The sequence below is a fragment of the Spirosoma profusum genome, assembly GCF_014699005.1.
Taxonomy (GTDB): domain Bacteria; phylum Bacteroidota; class Bacteroidia; order Cytophagales; family Spirosomataceae; genus Spirosoma; species Spirosoma profusum.
The window spans coordinates 26,416-43,119 of the sequence record NZ_JACWZY010000004.1; the positions used below are offsets into that span (position 1 = coordinate 26,416).

General features: G+C 47.2%; 14 protein-coding genes. 3 read left to right on the forward strand and 11 right to left on the reverse strand.

The genetic code is table 11. The features are described 5' to 3' along the window. Positions 1-100: 100 nt before the first annotated feature. Both IC229_RS06535 and IC229_RS06540 read right to left on the reverse strand, forming a co-directional pair. Positions 101-1,699, reverse strand: coding sequence for a Na+/H+ antiporter (locus IC229_RS06535; RefSeq protein WP_190886145.1), 1,599 nt, complete (start codon positions 1,697-1,699; stop codon positions 101-103). 231 nt (positions 1,700-1,930) lie between these two features. Continuing rightward, positions 1,931-3,112 (reverse strand): SGNH/GDSL hydrolase family protein, encoded by a 1,182-nt coding sequence (locus IC229_RS06540; RefSeq protein ID WP_190886146.1) that lies wholly within the window; start codon positions 3,110-3,112, stop codon positions 1,931-1,933. A gap of 322 nt (positions 3,113-3,434) precedes the next feature. On the opposite strand from IC229_RS06540, the gene IC229_RS06545 reads away from it, so the two are divergent. Continuing rightward, a complete protein-coding gene (locus IC229_RS06545) occupies positions 3,435-4,661 on the forward strand; it encodes a PQQ-dependent sugar dehydrogenase (RefSeq protein ID WP_190886147.1) in 1,227 nt (408 codons plus the stop codon). Positions 4,662-4,807: 146 nt separating this feature from the next. On the opposite strand, the gene dnaK is transcribed toward IC229_RS06545, so the two are convergent. Next, on the reverse strand, positions 4,808-6,736 hold the full coding sequence (gene dnaK / locus IC229_RS06550) for a molecular chaperone DnaK (protein WP_190886148.1): 1,929 nt from the start codon (positions 6,734-6,736) through the stop codon (positions 4,808-4,810). A gap of 326 nt (positions 6,737-7,062) precedes the next feature. On the opposite strand from dnaK, the gene IC229_RS06555 reads away from it, so the two are divergent. After that, positions 7,063-8,775 (forward strand): hypothetical protein, encoded by a 1,713-nt coding sequence (locus IC229_RS06555; protein ID WP_190886149.1) that lies wholly within the window; start codon positions 7,063-7,065, stop codon positions 8,773-8,775. Positions 8,776-8,890: 115 nt separating this feature from the next. Here IC229_RS06555 and IC229_RS06560 read toward each other — a convergent pair whose 3' ends face one another. Further along, positions 8,891-9,430: a hypothetical protein gene (locus tag IC229_RS06560; protein WP_190886150.1), complete on the reverse strand. Its 540-nt coding sequence runs from the start codon at positions 9,428-9,430 to the stop codon at positions 8,891-8,893. A 118-nt stretch (positions 9,431-9,548) separates the two neighbouring features. Here IC229_RS06560 and IC229_RS06565 point away from each other — a divergent pair, with 118 nt between their 5' ends. Continuing rightward, positions 9,549-10,007 (forward strand): nuclease A inhibitor family protein, encoded by a 459-nt coding sequence (locus IC229_RS06565; RefSeq protein ID WP_190886151.1) that lies wholly within the window; start codon positions 9,549-9,551, stop codon positions 10,005-10,007. Between the two features lie 72 nt (positions 10,008-10,079). Here IC229_RS06565 and rplT read toward each other — a convergent pair whose 3' ends face one another. The 7 genes from rplT to IC229_RS06600 all read right to left on the reverse strand — a co-directional run bounded on the left by rplT (position 10,080) and on the right by IC229_RS06600 (position 16,620). Further along, a complete protein-coding gene (gene rplT, locus IC229_RS06570; RefSeq protein ID WP_190886152.1) occupies positions 10,080-10,424 on the reverse strand; it encodes a 50S ribosomal protein L20 in 345 nt (114 codons plus the stop codon). Between the two features lie 217 nt (positions 10,425-10,641). Next, positions 10,642-10,836: a 50S ribosomal protein L35 gene (rpmI, locus tag IC229_RS06575; protein ID WP_190886153.1), complete on the reverse strand. Its 195-nt coding sequence runs from the start codon at positions 10,834-10,836 to the stop codon at positions 10,642-10,644. Between the two features lie 126 nt (positions 10,837-10,962). Next, complete coding sequence (gene infC, locus IC229_RS06580) at positions 10,963-11,517, reverse strand: translation initiation factor IF-3 (RefSeq protein WP_190886154.1); 555 nt, start codon at positions 11,515-11,517, stop codon at positions 10,963-10,965. A 303-nt stretch (positions 11,518-11,820) separates the two neighbouring features. Then, positions 11,821-13,764, reverse strand: coding sequence for a threonine--tRNA ligase (gene thrS, locus IC229_RS06585; RefSeq protein WP_190886155.1), 1,944 nt, complete (start codon positions 13,762-13,764; stop codon positions 11,821-11,823). A 166-nt stretch (positions 13,765-13,930) separates the two neighbouring features. Beyond that, positions 13,931-15,247: a tetratricopeptide repeat protein gene (locus IC229_RS06590; RefSeq protein ID WP_190886156.1), complete on the reverse strand. Its 1,317-nt coding sequence runs from the start codon at positions 15,245-15,247 to the stop codon at positions 13,931-13,933. Next, positions 15,244-16,137 carry a class I SAM-dependent methyltransferase gene (locus IC229_RS06595; protein ID WP_190886157.1) on the reverse strand — a complete coding sequence of 298 codons (894 nt, stop codon included), beginning with the start codon at positions 16,135-16,137 and terminating at the stop codon, positions 15,244-15,246. Before IC229_RS06595 ends, IC229_RS06590 begins: the two co-directional genes overlap by 4 nt. Positions 16,138-16,188: 51 nt before the next feature. After that, positions 16,189-16,620, reverse strand: coding sequence for an EVE domain-containing protein (locus IC229_RS06600; protein WP_190886158.1), 432 nt, complete (start codon positions 16,618-16,620; stop codon positions 16,189-16,191). Positions 16,621-16,704: the final 84 nt, after the last annotated feature.

The window sequence follows — 16,704 nt, forward strand, 5'->3', positions numbered from 1 at the left end:
AGTTGAAGGGTTGTAAGGTTTTAAAATTGGCTGGCGCGAAAGCAATTCACGCGCCAGTCAATTTTAAAACCTTACAACCCTTCAACTTTTAACTGCCTTTTTAATGAATTGGGTGGTTGAATTTTTCTTCTTCTAAATCAATCCGGGCTTCCTCTTTTCGGATTACTTCGTCGTCAAATTCCTGCTTTCTACGAAAATGCTGCAATGCAGTCCGTTTCACACCTAAAATGTCGGCTCTTATCTGATTGTATTGCGCCAGAATTTCACCATCACTTTCGATTGACTCCAGATGTCGTGATGTCTGGCGTAAATCACTCTCAATCCGGCTCTTCATATCCCCAACTAATTCATTCGTTCTGATTTCCTTATCATACTTTTCCTGGAGATGATTCAAGGCAGCTTTCTGTAATTTCAGACGTATTCTGGTTTCCTGTTCCTCTTCCGGTATCTGCTCATCGGGGTCTCGAAAGTTTACCAGCCGAATCACATAGGGCAAGGTTAGTCCCTGAAACACCAGCGTAACAAGGATTACTATAAATGTAATGAACAGAATCAGATTACGGTGGGGAAAAGCTTCGCCGTTTTTGAGCGTAAGCGGAACAGCCAGCGCCGACGCCAGCGATACAACACCACGCATACCCGCCCAACCTAACACAACAGGTGCCCTCCATCCAACATTTCGACGAGCCACGGTAATGTATTTACCAATAAACTGCGTGAATACTGCCGAAAACATTGAAAAGGCCATTCGGGTAACAATAAGCACTGCCGTTATGAGCAAAGCATACAAAATGGCGTCAGTTTTAGAATAGCCATCCAGTCCATTCATAATCACCGGCAATTCCAGTCCAATCAGGATAAATACGAGTCCATTTAACGCAAAAACGACGGTTGCCCACATGCCCGTTCCCTGAATTCGTGAACTGTGGTTGAGAATAACATGACTTTGGTTGGAAAGAAACAGGCCGCCACTGACAACGGCCATCACCCCAGATACGTCAAACTCTTCGGCCGCCAGATACATGATATAAGGCGCCATAAATGTCAGCAGGATACTGATTCGGGTTGATGTAGGTAGCCAACGGTGGATGGCATAAAAAACGCAGGCAACGGCCAACCCGACTACTACGCCCATCACCGTAACCATTAAAAAACTAAGGGACGCTTCCTGCCAAACGAATGAACCCGACATAACGGCAGCCACTGCGAACCGGAACACAACCAGGCTTGCGGCATCGTTAACTAGACTTTCGCCTTCCAGAATGCTGATGGCGCCTTTCGATACGTTAACCCCCTTCAGCACCGACGTAGCAGCAACGGCGTCGGGGGGCGAAACAATGCCACCTAGTACAAATCCGAGTGCGAGTGTAAAGCCAGGCATTACCGCACTCGATACGTAAGCGACAGCAGATGCGGTAACGATAACCAAACCAAAGGCCAGAACTACAATGATACGTCGCCATCGCCAGAATTCCTTCCAGGATGTAAACCAGGCGGCTTCGTACAACAATGGCGGTAAAAATATCAGGAAGATAAGTTCGGGATCTACCTCGATTTTGGGTATTCCCGGAACCAGGCTAATCGCTAAACCGCTTACCACTAAGAAAATAGGCGTTGGAATACGTAATCTCTGGCCTATCATTACCAGAAGCGAGACAATCAGCATCAAAGACAGGCAAAGAAGCAGAGTTTGGTGCATAAGTGAGCTGAAACAGTGGTGAGCGAAATTACGTAGCGAAGCCAGTTTTCCAATTCAGTTTCTGCTAACTACTCAATTATGACGTAGTACAAATAACGCATCTCTGTTTTTAGTAAAGCTTACTTCAATTATCAGCCGAGCATTATCCATCACTACGTTGGCGCTATTATAAAGTCGCAGGCCCATTCCAATTCCTAGAATCGGGATGGGCCTGCGTAAATTTCTGTAGGTTTATCGGGTGGTCTGTGATACGTAGTATTTAGCATGAAAATACGGGCCCAAATCTTCCGATACTATCTCGCTTACCTTACCGGCACCTGCCTCTGTAAAGTGCATATCGTCGTAAAAATATTCGCTGCTCTTCGGCATCTTTCGGGCCAAATCAATCAAATGTACGTGCTGGTCAGCCGCTAGGGCTCTGGTTACGTCGTTATATGATTCAAGACGTTTCCAGAATAATTCTCCATTTTCGCGTTCATTCACTCGAAATTTAGCAAGATCGGTATGGCTAACAGGGTCATTACCAAATCCAACTAGTAGCGGCTGTGTAATCAGGATGGGCTCGATTCCTTTCTGACGGCACGTACTGACCAGCTTCATCACCCGTTCGCGATACGCTGGCAGAAAGGGTTTCACCTGTGCCAGTTCTTTCTGCATGTCGGTTGGTGCTATGGCTAACGTATCACTGGGATGCACTGCCCGGTAAATGTTGTCGTGAAAATTCAGTTTCTGGGTGGTAATGCCCCGGCTCACCAGTCGAATTAATCCTACAACTTCGCTGTTCTGTGCGATGGTACGTCCCAGATTTTTCCACCAGGCGTCGCCCAAATCGACGTAGGTATTTTTCAGCATCGTATTATCGAAACCATCCATTTTGTCTTTGCCCACATCGTTGATTCCAATTAAAAATAGAATCACGTTTGGATGAAGTTTAATCAGGTAATCATCAAGCAATACCTGATGGCCAAACGTTGAATGTCCATTTAGTCCAGCGTTATTAACCCATAGATCAGGCACTTGGGAGTGGATGCGTTGCGACATGCGAGCTGGCCAGTCAGTCCCATCACCCAGAAAGAAACATTCGGTTGTACTGCCGCCAACGGTTAATACGGTCAGGTGCTTCGACCAGTCTTTAGGCGGTTCTTCGCCCCTAAAACCAAGCGAATTTTTTGTATGAATAGCTTTCCGGTCAACAGAGGGTAACCCGTCCATTGTTAGCTCATACGTTTTACTGACGGGTAGGATTATTTTTTCATTTTTAATCCTGGGATTCAATGGGTTATATATACGAAGGCAAACTTCCAGTAGAATAGCCACAACAACGGCCAGATATAACACGTACAGCCCACGGCGCAGAACTAACCGCAGAAAATTATGGCCCGAATAATTCTGTATACGCGCCAGCTTAAGCATACATAATCTGTTAAAGAAATTATTGGACAATTATAGGCAAACCACATGTCTTAACGACAATTAATCCTAAAAATTATCTAGTTAAGCAACGAATTTATGTCTAGGTTACTCTCAACTATAAAATAGATCTTAATTCAATTTAGGTCATTTTAATACCATAAGCCACTTGTAATAATAGATTAGTTAACTGTAAAAGGCCCATATTCTCATTTATCACCACTACATAAAACCTGTTCAGGGATATAGGGTATTTATTGAGCCATTACATTGTGCTTTCTATGGCATGTGTGGCGTATTTTTTCACTCAACGTTATTCAACTCAATGAAAAATCTACGAATAACGGCCTTTCTATCGGTCGTCGTTGCTACGTTATTGCTAGTCTCCTGCAAGAAGGATGACATTCTGGAAATCAATATTCCAGAAACAAATAAGAATCCTACTACGTCGGGAATTCAGGGGAATGTTTTTGAACCGGCTCTGGTAGAAGCCACCGACGCCCGAATCGCCCTACTAAAAGTGCCCTCTGGTTTTACCATTCGGAAATATGCTGATCAGCTTGGCAAACCGCGTATGCTGGCTGTTGGTACGTCGGGTAATGTATACGTAACAGACCGGGCCGCTGGAATAGTAACGCTTTTGCAGGATACCAATAACGATGGGAAATCTGACACAAAGCGAGTCGTCGCCACCATCAAAGATGTTCATGGGATAACCATTTATGCTGGTAAAATGTATCTGGTAGCGATTCGTGAGGTTTACAGGACTGATATAAACGCCGATGGTACGTTGGGACAGCCTCAAATGCTGATTAACAACCTACCCGATGGCGGTCAGCACCCTAATCGTACTATTGGTTTCGGTCCGGATGGGCTCATGTACATTACGGTTGGAAGTACCTGCAATGCCTGTGCTGAACCAAACCCCGAACACGCGACAATACTACGTGCCAATCCAGACGGTACAGGTCGCAAAATTTTCGCCAAAGGACTACGTAACACCATCGGTTTTGGCTGGCATCCACAAACCAAAGAACTCTATGGTTTCGACCACGGAATTGACTGGTTGGGCGATGAACAACAATCAGAAGAGCTGAACATCATTAAGGAAGGCGCTTTTTACGGCTGGCCTTATATCTACGGAGACGGCAACTACAACCCGCATCCACGTCCGATGGGAGACACTACGTATGCTCAGATTCTGGCTAAAACCACACTGCCCGTATTTCAGTATGACCCTCACGCGGCTCCGTTAGGTATGATTTTTTATACCAGTACCGGAGCAACCGGCAGCTTTCCGGCAGAGTACCAAAACGATGCATTCGTTACTATGCGAGGCTCATGGAACCGGACGCAACCTTCTGGTTATAAAGTGATACGTGTCCATTTTGAAAACAACAAACCCGTTCGGGCAGAGGATTTTGTATCGGGCTTTCTGGTAGACAACAACCAGGCTCAGTTTGGCCGCCCGGTCGGCATCGCTACGTTGCCCGATGGATCGTTAATTTTCACTGACGATACAAACGGGGTTATTTACCGGGTGAGCCGGTAGGGAATTCGTTTATTGTTTTATTTCAAACTCAATCAACAAAACTACTTCAAGAAAAAGCCCCTACCGTCACCGATAGGGGCTTTTTTACAAAATCTGTCTAATCCTTAAATCCGTTAAATCCGGGCCGCGTCGGCGGTCCGATCAGATTACTTAACTTCTTCGTATGGTACGTCCGATACGTTGTCGCCGGTAGGTTGGCCTTGTCCGGCACTACCGTCGGGGTTACCGGCGAAACCAGCTCCATCGGTTGGGTTAGCACCCGCACCACCAGTCGCATTGTACAATTCCTGCGAAGCCGTAGCCCAGGCTGCGTTCAGACCTTCCAATGCGGTATCGATGGCCGCTGCGTCGCGTGAGCCGTGCGCTGTGCGCAGGTTCGCCAATGCACCTTCGATGGCTGTTTTATTGCCTTCCGACAGTTTGTCGCCGTACTCTTTCAATTGTTTCTCGGTTTGGAAAATCATCGAGTCGGCCTGGTTGACTTTCTCAATTTTCTCCCGCTCAGCCTTATCAGCGGCTTCGTTGGCTTTGGCTTCTTCACGCATCCGGTTGATTTCGGTTTCGGTCAGACCGCTCGATGCTTCGATCCGGATTTTTTGCTCTTTACCCGTACCTTTATCTTTCGCCGTTACGTGCAGAATACCGTTGGCATCTACGTCGAACGTAACTTCAATTTGCGGTACGCCACGTGGTGCTGGTGGAATATCGGACAGGATAAACCGACCTAGCTGACGGTTCTGAGCCGCCATTGGACGCTCGCCCTGCAATACGTTGATTTCCACACTCGGCTGGTTGTCCGACGCCGTCGAATACGTTTCCACTTTCTTGCTCGGAATCGTAGTGTTGGCTTCCACCATTTTGGTGAACACACCACCCATCGTTTCAATACCAAGCGACAGCGGAATAACGTCGAGCAGCAGTACGTCTTTCACTTCACCCGTCAGTACACCACCCTGAATTGCAGCGCCAATCGCTACAGCTTCGTCGGGGTTAACAGCTTTCGACGGCTTTTTGCCAAATAGTTTTTCAACTTCTTCCTGCACTTTCGGAATCCGGGTCGAACCACCAACCAGAATTACTTCGTCGATCTGACCGGCCGACAAAGCAGCATTTTTCAGGGCACGACGGCAAGGCTCCAGGCTACGTTGAATCAGCGAATCAGCTAATTGCTCGAATTTCGCGCGGCTCAGTGTACGTACTAAGTGCTTCGGAATACCGTTCACCGGCATGATGTACGGCAGGTTGATTTCCGTTGAGTTCGAACTCGACAGCTCGATTTTGGCTTTCTCAGCGGCTTCTTTCAACCGTTGCAGCGCCATCGGGTCCTGGCGAAGGTCGATGTTTTCGTCTTTCTTGAACTCATCGGCCAGCCAGTTGATAATCACCTGGTCGAAGTCGTCACCACCGAGGTGTGTATCACCATCAGTCGATTTTACCTCGAAAACGCCATCACCAAGTTCAAGAATCGAGATATCGAACGTACCGCCACCGAGGTCGAATACAGCAATTTTCTGATCATGGTTGGTTTTATCCAGACCATACGCCAGAGCGGCCGCAGTTGGCTCGTTGATAATCCGTTTTACGTCGAGACCAGCGATCTGTCCGGCTTCTTTCGTAGCCTGACGCTCAGCATCGTTAAAGTAAGCCGGTACCGTAATAACGGCTTCCGTTACTGTTTGACCGAGGTAGTCTTCGGCCGTCTGCTTCATTTTTTGAAGAATCAGGGCCGAAAGTTCCTGTGGCGTATATTGACGATCGCCGATTTTAACGCGGGGCGTACCATTTGGGCCGTTCTCTACGTCATAAGCGATTGTTTTCGTTTCGTTGGTTACCTCACTATAACGTTTACCCATGAAACGTTTAATCGAGGAAATCGTATTTTTCGGGTTGGTGATGGCCTGGCGTTTGGCGGGAGCGCCTACTTTGCGTTCGCCGTTGCCGTTGTCCATAAACGCCACTACCGAGGGGGTTGTCCGGGCGCCTTCGGAATTGGGGATTACAACCGGCTCGTTGCCTTCCATCACGGCCACGCACGAGTTCGTGGTGCCTAAGTCAATACCAATAATTTTTCCCATAACTGGTTTAGTTTCTTTAATTGCTGTGTTAAAACTGACAGACATGTACCTATCTAACAATACAAATGCCAGCCAGAAAAAATGTTTGATTTGCTGTCAGATTGGCAGATTCATGTGTCTATCTGGGCCAGAATGTCGCTTTTAACGTACCATTACCTTTACTACGTGGCAGACAGTCAGGAATGTTACATTGGTTTTCAGTATAAATTCCATTCTCTTCTTTTTAGTAAGCGTATTGCAGGCCCCGACAGGCTCCGGCTGTCGGCTACGTAGTATTTATTAGATTAGACGACAGCCGGAGCCTGTCGGGCCTGAACCGGTTATCCATGAATCGACGCACGTTTGTACGTAACGGGGCTACAGCTCTTTGTTTATTACCTGTTTTCGAATCGCCCGTTTTTGCTCGGTTAAAGCGAGTAGCACCGGCCGACAAACCCACATGGCTCCTCGAACTAATTAAAGGGAATGATCAGCAACTCATTACCGTTCGAGCGCTACGTATCACCGACACTGCTAATCTGGCCTTCGGTGGTTTAAAAGACAACGACGATATTCCAAACCCGCAGACTACCGCCGATTTTGTCAGGCGAGCATCCTGCGCTATGTCGTGTCCAGAATCTGAGCATTACCGTTCGAAGGCTTTGCTGGAAGAAATAGACGTAGCATTGAAGTACTTACTGAAAGTGCAGCATTTCGATGGTACGTTGGATTTGCCTGCTACTAATTTCCACTCGACGCCCGATACCGGATTCATTGTGAAGCGATTAACAACGGGCTACTCATTACTGTCCAAATCTGGGACGCCTGCAATGGATGGGGTGCTTGCTACGTTTAAATCCTTTCTGCTCAAGGCGGGCGAAGCGCTGGTGGTTGGGGGCATTCATACGCCCAATCATCGCTGGGTGGTGTCGGCGGCACTAGCCAAACTCAATACGCTCTGGCCCGATGCCCGCTACGTTGCCCGCGTTGACCAGTGGCTATCGGAGCACATCGATATGGATGTTGATGGTCAATACAACGAACGTAGTACGTTAATTTATTCGCCACTGACCAATCGCCTGCTCATTACCATTGCCAAAAACCTGAATAAACCATATCTGCTCGACTACGTTCGTCGAAATTTGGCCATGACACTGCATTACGTCCATCCGAACGGCGAACTAGTTACAGAAGCCTCGGGACGGCAGGATAAGGCGGGAATTGGTACGCCAGAAGGGTATTGGTATGCTTATCGGTATATAGCTCTCCTCGATAAAAATGGCGAAATGGCAGCTATGTGCCGCCAGATTGAGAAAACGCTTCTTCCAAAATCGATTTACTACGTTGATTATTTTTTGGACGATCCAGCGATTTGGCGTGAGTTACCACCGAGCCAACCTCTGCCTACGAATTACGTAAGAGCTTTTCCTAAATCAGGGTTGGTACGTATCAGGCGAGGGGATTGGGACAGCACTATCTTGCAAGCAAATCCGGTTTGGTTAACGTTTCACAAGGGGAACGCTATTTTACAGGGACTACGGATAGCAGCTTCCTTTTTTGGCAAAGGTCAGTTCCAAACCGAAACAATTGACAAGCAAGGTGATACGTGGATTCTGACACAATCCCTGGATGGGCCTTATTACCAAACCTATCCACCAGAAACCGTCCCTGCCGATGGCGATTGGGAGAAAATGCTACGTTCGAATCGCAAACAAAGCGAAATTCAACGGCTTCAGACACGTATCACGATTCGCGAGGTACAACGAGGTATTGAAGCAACCATTCAGATGACCGGCACCAATAACGTACCAGTTGCTCTTGAGTTGATTTTTCGACCCGGCGGAAATTTCACTGGCGTAACAAAACATCCCAATCGCGACAATGCTTATCTAGTTTCAAATTCAGGAAGCTATACCGTTCAGAGTGATACCATTACATTTGGACCAGGATTACAGCAACACAAAAATGTTCAGTTGCGGGGCTCATTACCAGCGATGGACGCGCCGACAGTCTATCTTACTGGCTTTACACCATTCCAGCATACGATTACGTTAACATAAAAAGGCTAAATAGCAAAACATTGATTATCAGCCATATTAACAGTGTTAACTTATTGTTAAACATAAAGGACAGTTCATGTGAACTGTCCTTTATGTTTAGGCTGATATCATTGGATTAACGGCCGCCTAATAAGCCACCCAGCATACCACCTAAACCTCCGCCACCTCCCTGTTGTGAGGCTACCCGCATCAGGTCGTTCATATCGAGTTTACCATCGGCCATTGCTGATCCAGCCATACCCATCCAATCGACACCCTGCTGACCTGTGGCTGCACCCAAAATCGAGTTTCCATCAACGCTTGAGTCGTTCGGGTCCGATGCCTTATGCATCAATTTGCTCAGCACAATCGGAACAAGAGCACCTGCTACCGACATAGCAACCTGGGGCGAAATACCCAGTTTTTGCATCAGGCTTTCCTGAACGTGTTCTTGAACACCGTGCGTTACAGGGCTATTCTGCACATTTGCTCCGTTCACAACCATACCCAGCAAATTACCCAGACCACCGCCCTGCGCCTGCTGACCTAAGCCGCTCATAATGCTGCCGGCCACGGTTTCCATGACGCTATCATTCTGACTGTTCGGGATAGCGGGGTTGTTAATCACCGCCTGACCCGACTGCTGCTTTACCAGATTCATCAATGTTTCTAACATGACTGCTTGTTTTTAAAGGGTTAAGCGGGAATGGGTTTAGCCCGCGCGTTAAAATTAGACATATTCACGCTGCAAATTTCCATTGAAAAGATTAATTTGCCCGCAATCCATAACATCTATGACGAACGAAGAGCCAAAAAGTTTCGATTCGGTTGCCGATAATTCGGATAAATTAAATACGCTATCATTTGCCGATAAGATAAATCCGTTGCTGTCTAATTTACTATATCCTAGTGAGTCGGATGAACCTGTTGAAACCGTTACGTGCTATCTGAAACAGGAAGAACCGCTGACAGTGAGCCAGATTAAAGACTGGCAGATGTTTCCTCCCGAAATTTACGTAGAGGAAATAGCAGAAGCGGATTTCTGGGAGCCAGTTATTATCGATCAGGAATGGTATGGCGATGAAGAAAAAGCTCGCACAGAGAAATTTCAGCAGTTAAAACAGGCACTCGAAACAGACTTGTCGGTCCGGCAGGTGTTTCGTGTAGGCGATAGCGAAATAGAGGTTTATCTGCTGGGTCGGCTGATCGACGGGACGCGGGCAGGAATCAAAACGAAAGTTATTGAGACGTAACGTTTTTAGTTTACTGTCTTAACAAAACGGAAAACCCGGCTCATCGCCGGGTTTTCCTATTTTCAAATCTGTTTACTTCACTTGTTCTACAACAGCGGCAAATGCTTCCGGGTGGTTCATGGCCAAATCAGCCAGAACTTTACGGTTAAGTTCGATACCGGACTTGTTGAGGGCTCCCATCAGTGCTGAATAAGAAAGTCCATTGATACGCGCACCGGCGTTGATACGTTGAATCCAGAGAGCACGGAAATCCCGTTTCTTCGCACGGCGGTCGCGGTATGCGTATCCTAATCCTTTTTCGACAGCGTTCTTAGCAACTGTCCAAACATTTTTACGCCGACCGAAATAACCTTTGGCCAGCTTCATTACTTTTTTCCGACGCGCCCGTGAGGCAACGTGATTGACGGAACGTGGCATTGTATTATTAGTTGTTTTTTGACAACAGGCGGAAGGCAACTTAATGAATAATGTTGAATGAATAATGTAAAATGACCATTGTCACCTACCTATTCATTGTTAATTAACCATTATACATTCTCTTGATTTGCCTGGCATCGGGTGAAACGTGAACCAGGAACGACTTCGTTCCTTTTCGTAGACTGCTGTTGTTAAGCAGTTTACATTTTCATTCTGACTAGACGTTCAGCAACATTTTGATACGTCGCTCATCCGGACCAGCTACCAACGTATCGTGTACCAGATTACGTTTCTGCTTGGTGGTTTTTTTCGTCAGAATGTGACTGTGGAAGGCGTGCTTCCGCTTGATTTTGCCGGAACCCGTCAGCTTGAAACGCTTCTTGGCAGCCGAATTGGTTTTTACTTTTGGCATTGGAGTAACCGCTTTTTTGAGAACTTTTTCGTAAACAGGCCGCAAAGGTACAAAAAAAAGCCGATAGTCAACAGCCGTTAGTAGTTTATTCACAAGCTACTAACGGCTGTTGACTATCGGCTTTTTTTATTTCTTAGCAACCACTTTAGGCGATACGAACATACTCATTCGCTTGCCTTCGAGTTTGGGTTCGGCTTCGATTTTGCCGTAGTCTTCCAGACCTTTGGCAAACCGGTCAAGCAAATTCGAGCCCCGGTCTTTAAAGACAATGGCCCGACCTACAAACTGCACATACGCTTTCACTTTTGCACCTTCTTTCAGGAAATTGATAGCGTGTTTCAGTTTGAAATCGAAATCGTGGTCATCCGTATTCGGGCCGAATCGGATTTCCTTGATAACCACTTTGGTTGCGTTTGCCTTGATTTCTTTCTGCTTTTTCTTCTGCTCGTATTTAAATTTCGAATAATCGACAATACGGCAGACGGGCGGCACGGCATTGGGCGATACTTCCACGAGATCGAGTCCCTGGGCTTTCGCCATTGCCTGAGCCTTACTAATTTCGTGGATTCCCTGTTCCACATTTTCACCGACCACCCGTACTTCACGGGCCAGAATGCGCTCATTTACTTTGTAGGGTTCTTCAACCACGCGACGGGGTGGTCTGCGCTGGGGTAATGCCATAGATTATATTTAAGGTAACAAATGATTAAAGTGGAGCTTTTTAAGCCGTTTGGATAACATAACAGTTGTTAAAAAGTTCGGGAAACTATTGAAAATACCTATTCGGCGCAAGCAGAAATTTGTTTTTGGTTTTAGATAATGAATCTCCTTATACTTTTATTTACTAACAGTTTTGTCATGTTGAGGAACGAAGCATCTTAAAACCTCCTAACAATGTGTAAGACTACCTTAAGATACTTCGTTCCTCAACATGACAAAAGCACTCATTTTAGACTTACGCTTGAAAGTCTAATTTGAACAAACTTACACTTTCACTTCTGCTTGGAAAACCTTCACAAATTCATCAACGCTCATGCTGCCTAGATCGCCCTGCCCTTTCCGACGTACTGAAACTTTCCCTTCCGCCGATTCTTTTTCACCGACAATAAGCATGTAAGGTACTTTAGCTACTTCTGCATCACGAATTTTACGACCAATTTTTTCATCGCGCAGATCAACGAATCCTCGAATGTCATTTTCCTGAAGGGTAAAAAACAGGTCGTTGGCGTACTCTTCGTATTTCTCAGAAATGGGCAGAATCGCAATCTGGTCAGGCGAAAGCCAGAGCGGGAAATTACCGCCTGAGTTTTCGATCAGAATAGCAATAAAACGTTCCATCGAGCCAAACGGCGCCCGGTGAATCATTACGGGCCGATGTTTCTGGTTATCAGCGCCAATATATTCCAGTTCAAAGCGATTTGGCAGGTTATAATCAACCTGAATCGTACCTAACTGCCACTTACGTCCTAGCGCATCACGAACCATGAAATCGAGTTTTGGTCCGTAGAAAGCCGCTTCGCCCAGTTCTGTTACAGTAGACAAACCTTTCTCAGCCGCCGACTCAATAATAGCAGCTTCTGCTTTTTCCCAAAGGTCGTCCGATCCAATATATTTGGTTTTATTCTCCGGATCACGTAGTGAAATCTGGGCACTATAATCACTGAAGCCTAATGATCCGAAGACGTACATCACTAGATCAATCACCTTCATGAATTCGTCTTTCACCTGGTCGGGCCGACAGAAAATGTGGGCGTCATCCTGTGTAAATCCGCGCACTCGGGTTAGACCATGCAACTCACCCGATTGTTCGTAGCGATACACCGTTCCGAACTCGGCCAGACGTAGCGGCAATTCGCGGTACGACCGGGGGCGGGTTTTGTAAATTTCGCAGTGGTGCGGGCAGTTCATGGGTTTCAGCAAAAACTCCTCGTTCGGATCGGGGGTTCTGATTGGCTGAAACGAGTCTTCGCCGTATTTTTCCCAGTGACCCGACGTTACGTATAATTGCTTACTACCAATGTGTGGCGTTACTACCGGCGAGTAACCTGCCCGCAACTGCGCTTTCCGAAGGAAATTTTCGAGCCGTTCACGTAGCATCGTTCCTTTCGGCAACCAAAGCGGAAGCCCCGCCCCTACTTTCTCCGAAAAGGCGAACAGTTCCAGCTCTTTACCCAACTTGCGGTGGTCACGTTTTTTTGCTTCTTCGAGCAAATACAGGTAATCGTCAAGCTCTTTTTGCTTCGGATACGTAACGGCATAGATGCGGGTGAGTTGCTTATTTTTTTCATTCCCGCGCCAGTACGCACCCGCTACGTTCATCAGCTTGGCAGCTTTGATAAAACCTGTATTCGGGATGTGCGGTCCCCGGCAAAGGTCCGTAAAATCACCCTGCGTATAGAACGTAATGGTTCCATCGTCCAGTCCTTCGAGCAGGTCGAGTTTATAAGGGTCGCCTTTTTCCTCGAAATAGGCAATGGCATCGGCCTTACTCATGGGTTTGCGGATATAAGCCTGCTTCTGGCGAGCTAGTTCCAGCATCTTATCCTCTACTTTCTTAAAATCCTCCTGCGAAAAAGGTTGCCCACCGAGGTCAACGTCGTAATAAAATCCGGTCTCCACAGCGGGGCCAATACCAAATTTCACGCCTGGATATAGACTTTCCAGGGCTTCGGCCAGCAAGTGCGCCGACGAATGCCAGAACGTAGCTTTGCCTTCAGCGTCGTTCCACGTCAACAACTGCACGGTAGCATCCTGATCGATGGGTCGCGTGGCATCCTGCACAATGCCATTTACTTTGGCAGCCAGTACGTTACGGGCCAGGCCTTCGCTAATTTGAGCGGCAATTTCCAATCCGGTACTTCCTTTGGGATATTGCCGAACGCTACCGTCGGGTAACGTAACGCGGATTTGTTCGTCCTGCGCAATCATAATTACACGTATTTATTTGTGGTACCCGCAGCTTACCTACAACTGTAAGCCACTTAATTTAATGTATGACGTAAGATATATAATGTATGAAGTATTCGCCAGCAGAAAAAGTGCCAGTTGGCCGCAATACATCATATATCTTACGTCATACATTATACATATTAACTCAATTTATCGGTTTCACGGTTCGCTGAAGCGAATCGCTGGTTCTACTTTCCATTTGCATTCTCGGTTGAATTGTCATCACTCGAACGCGGGTCGTATCAAGGCCAGGGCGAACCCGCGAGGATACAATAGGTTTGTCGATGGTATCCGGCAAAAATAAAGAGTTATACGGGTTTTGTACATGCTGTGATCGCCATAACCCAGCCGCAGCCTGCTGATCGGTGGCATTTAACTGAGTGGCCTTGGTATAAGCCGCAATCGCCAGATCGTATTGTCCCATCTGCTCATGACAGTAACCAATATACGTATCGATACGTGGAAACTGTGGCCGGAGTTGTTGTACACGTTGATAATTGGCTAAAGCTGTATAATAGTTCCGGTATTTCTGGTTAATAAGACCCATCTGAAAATAAGCCTGATAATACCCAGCCTGTAGCTTTGCCGTCTGCTGATAATAAATCATGGCGCTATCCAGCTTACCTTCCGTATGGTAAATCAGGCCACGGCCGTAGGCCAGCCGGGGATTATTTGGAAAATAACGTAGTGCCTGTTCATTATATACCAGAGCCGAATTCAGGTCGCCTGTGGTGCGATAGATGGAAGAGAGTTGATTATAGGTTTCCAGATAGCGTGGCTTCAACTGGAGAGAATGTCGATACAGTTCCAAAGCCCGTGTGGTATCGCCCTGACGTGCTGCTATCAAGCCGTTAAAAAAATAGGCTTCTCCATCGTAGGGAGCCATTTGTAGTGCCTTCGCCAGGTAGAGTCTTGCTTTATCAAACTCGTTCTGTTGCTGTAGTAAATCGCCCTGAAGCGTATAAAGCTCTGGTGTATCAACGCCTAAAATTTCGGCTCGCTCCGCGTTCTGAAATGCTTTCGACGGCTGATTCAGCGCACGTAGTATCTGTGCACGGGTCAGATAAAACGTACCCGCATTGTCATTCCGGTCAATGGCTTCGTTAATATCGGCCAATGCCTCATTTACTCGGCCCATTACCATCAATATGGCAGCTCGTTTGGCATATGCCGACGCTGGCGACGACTGATTGATGGCTCCAGTCAGTGCCCGCAACGCACCTTCCGTACGACTACTATCACCAGGCTTCGGAAAGTCAGGAATATAGGCCGTCTGCCGGTCTTCGCTGTCGCAGGAGAAAAGAAAGAGCGAAAGAGCAATGATTAAAGAGCGAAAGAGTGAACGAGTGGCGCCATGGAGGTTGAATGAGCGAAAACCATTCGGCAGAAAACCGTCTGGCAGGCTCTTTCGCTCTTTCAACCTCCGTTGCGGCACTCGTTCACTCTTTCGCTCTTTAATCATGACGCAAACCGATAAAATACACCTAAAGGTAGACGTTTCTGGAATTGGTCCATCATGGCCAATTCGCCCCACTCGGGGTTTGGTACGTTCCCAAATAACTGACGTATCAGATTGTCTACCAATAACGATGAAAAGCCAAGCGAATACAGGTTGATGATGAAGAAAAAATTGTCGTTATCCAGCAAATCGGCGCAGGATTTGAGCAGGTCGTTCAGATGCTCTTCCAATACCCATTTTTCGCCATCGGGCCCGCGTCCGTAAGCTGGGGGGTCAAGAATGATACCATTGTACCGATTCCCGCGCCGGACTTCACGCCGAACGAACTTAACCACGTCTTCAACCATCCAGCGAATGTTTGTCAGGCCACTGTAGTCCATGTTTTCACGCGCCCACGTAATGACTGGCTTCACAGCATCAACGTGTGTTACGTCGGCACCCGCCTGTCGGGCTGCTAACGTAGCACCGCCCGTATAAGCAAACAGATTCAGTACGTTCGGGCGTGCTACGTTGGGCAACATTCCCTTGATTTTCGCAGAAATGTAGGCCCAGTTATCAGCCTGTTCGGGAAAAAGGCCTACGTGTTTGAACGTAGTGAGCGCAAGCTTAAACTTAAGGTTCAGCCCGCCCTGCCGGAACGTAACAAACCACGGGTCACGCATGTCGGGCCTGGTTTGCCAGTCGCCCCGTTCCGGCGATTGACGGTCGCGTCGAAAAACCGCATGGGCTTGCCTTTCCCAATTGCTGTCTTTCAGCGATTTGTCCCAAATGGCCTGTGGCTCTGGTCGCGACAGAATGAAGTTACCAAAACGCTCCAGTTTCTGAAAATTCCCCGAATCAATCAGTTCATATTCGGCCCAGGGTTCTGGTATTACAAGTTGGATGGCGGACATATTAATGAGTGAACGTGCCAATGAGCGAATGAGTGAATATTATCCGATAGGCTATTCGCTGGTTCGCTCATTATTTCCCTGTCCCATTTTTAAAATCAATTCAAATTCATCGGCACTGACGGGCATGACCGACAGGCGCGAATGCCGAACGAGGAGCAGGTTTGCTAACATCGGTTCAGCTTTAATTTGCGCAAGCGAAACTGGAATTTCCAGCGCCAGCATCGGTTCCAGTTCTATGGCTACCCAGCGAATATCATCAGGAACAGTGGGGTCTGGATAGGCTTCCCGTACTACCTGTGCTAAACCCACCACTGACGGACTGGTAACGCTGTGATAGAATAATACCTGGTCGCCAACCTGCATGGCTTTCAGATTGTTACGTGCCTGGTAATTTCGTACTCCGTCCCAGACGGCGCGTCCCTGTTCAATAAAGTGATGCCACCCGTACGTATCGGGTTCTGATTTTACAAGCCAGAAGTTCAAGGGAGGAAAAAGTTAAAGAGCGAACGAGTGAATGAGTAAAAGAGCGATTGGCTGCCGCTAGCTTTTCTCACTCATTCACTCGTT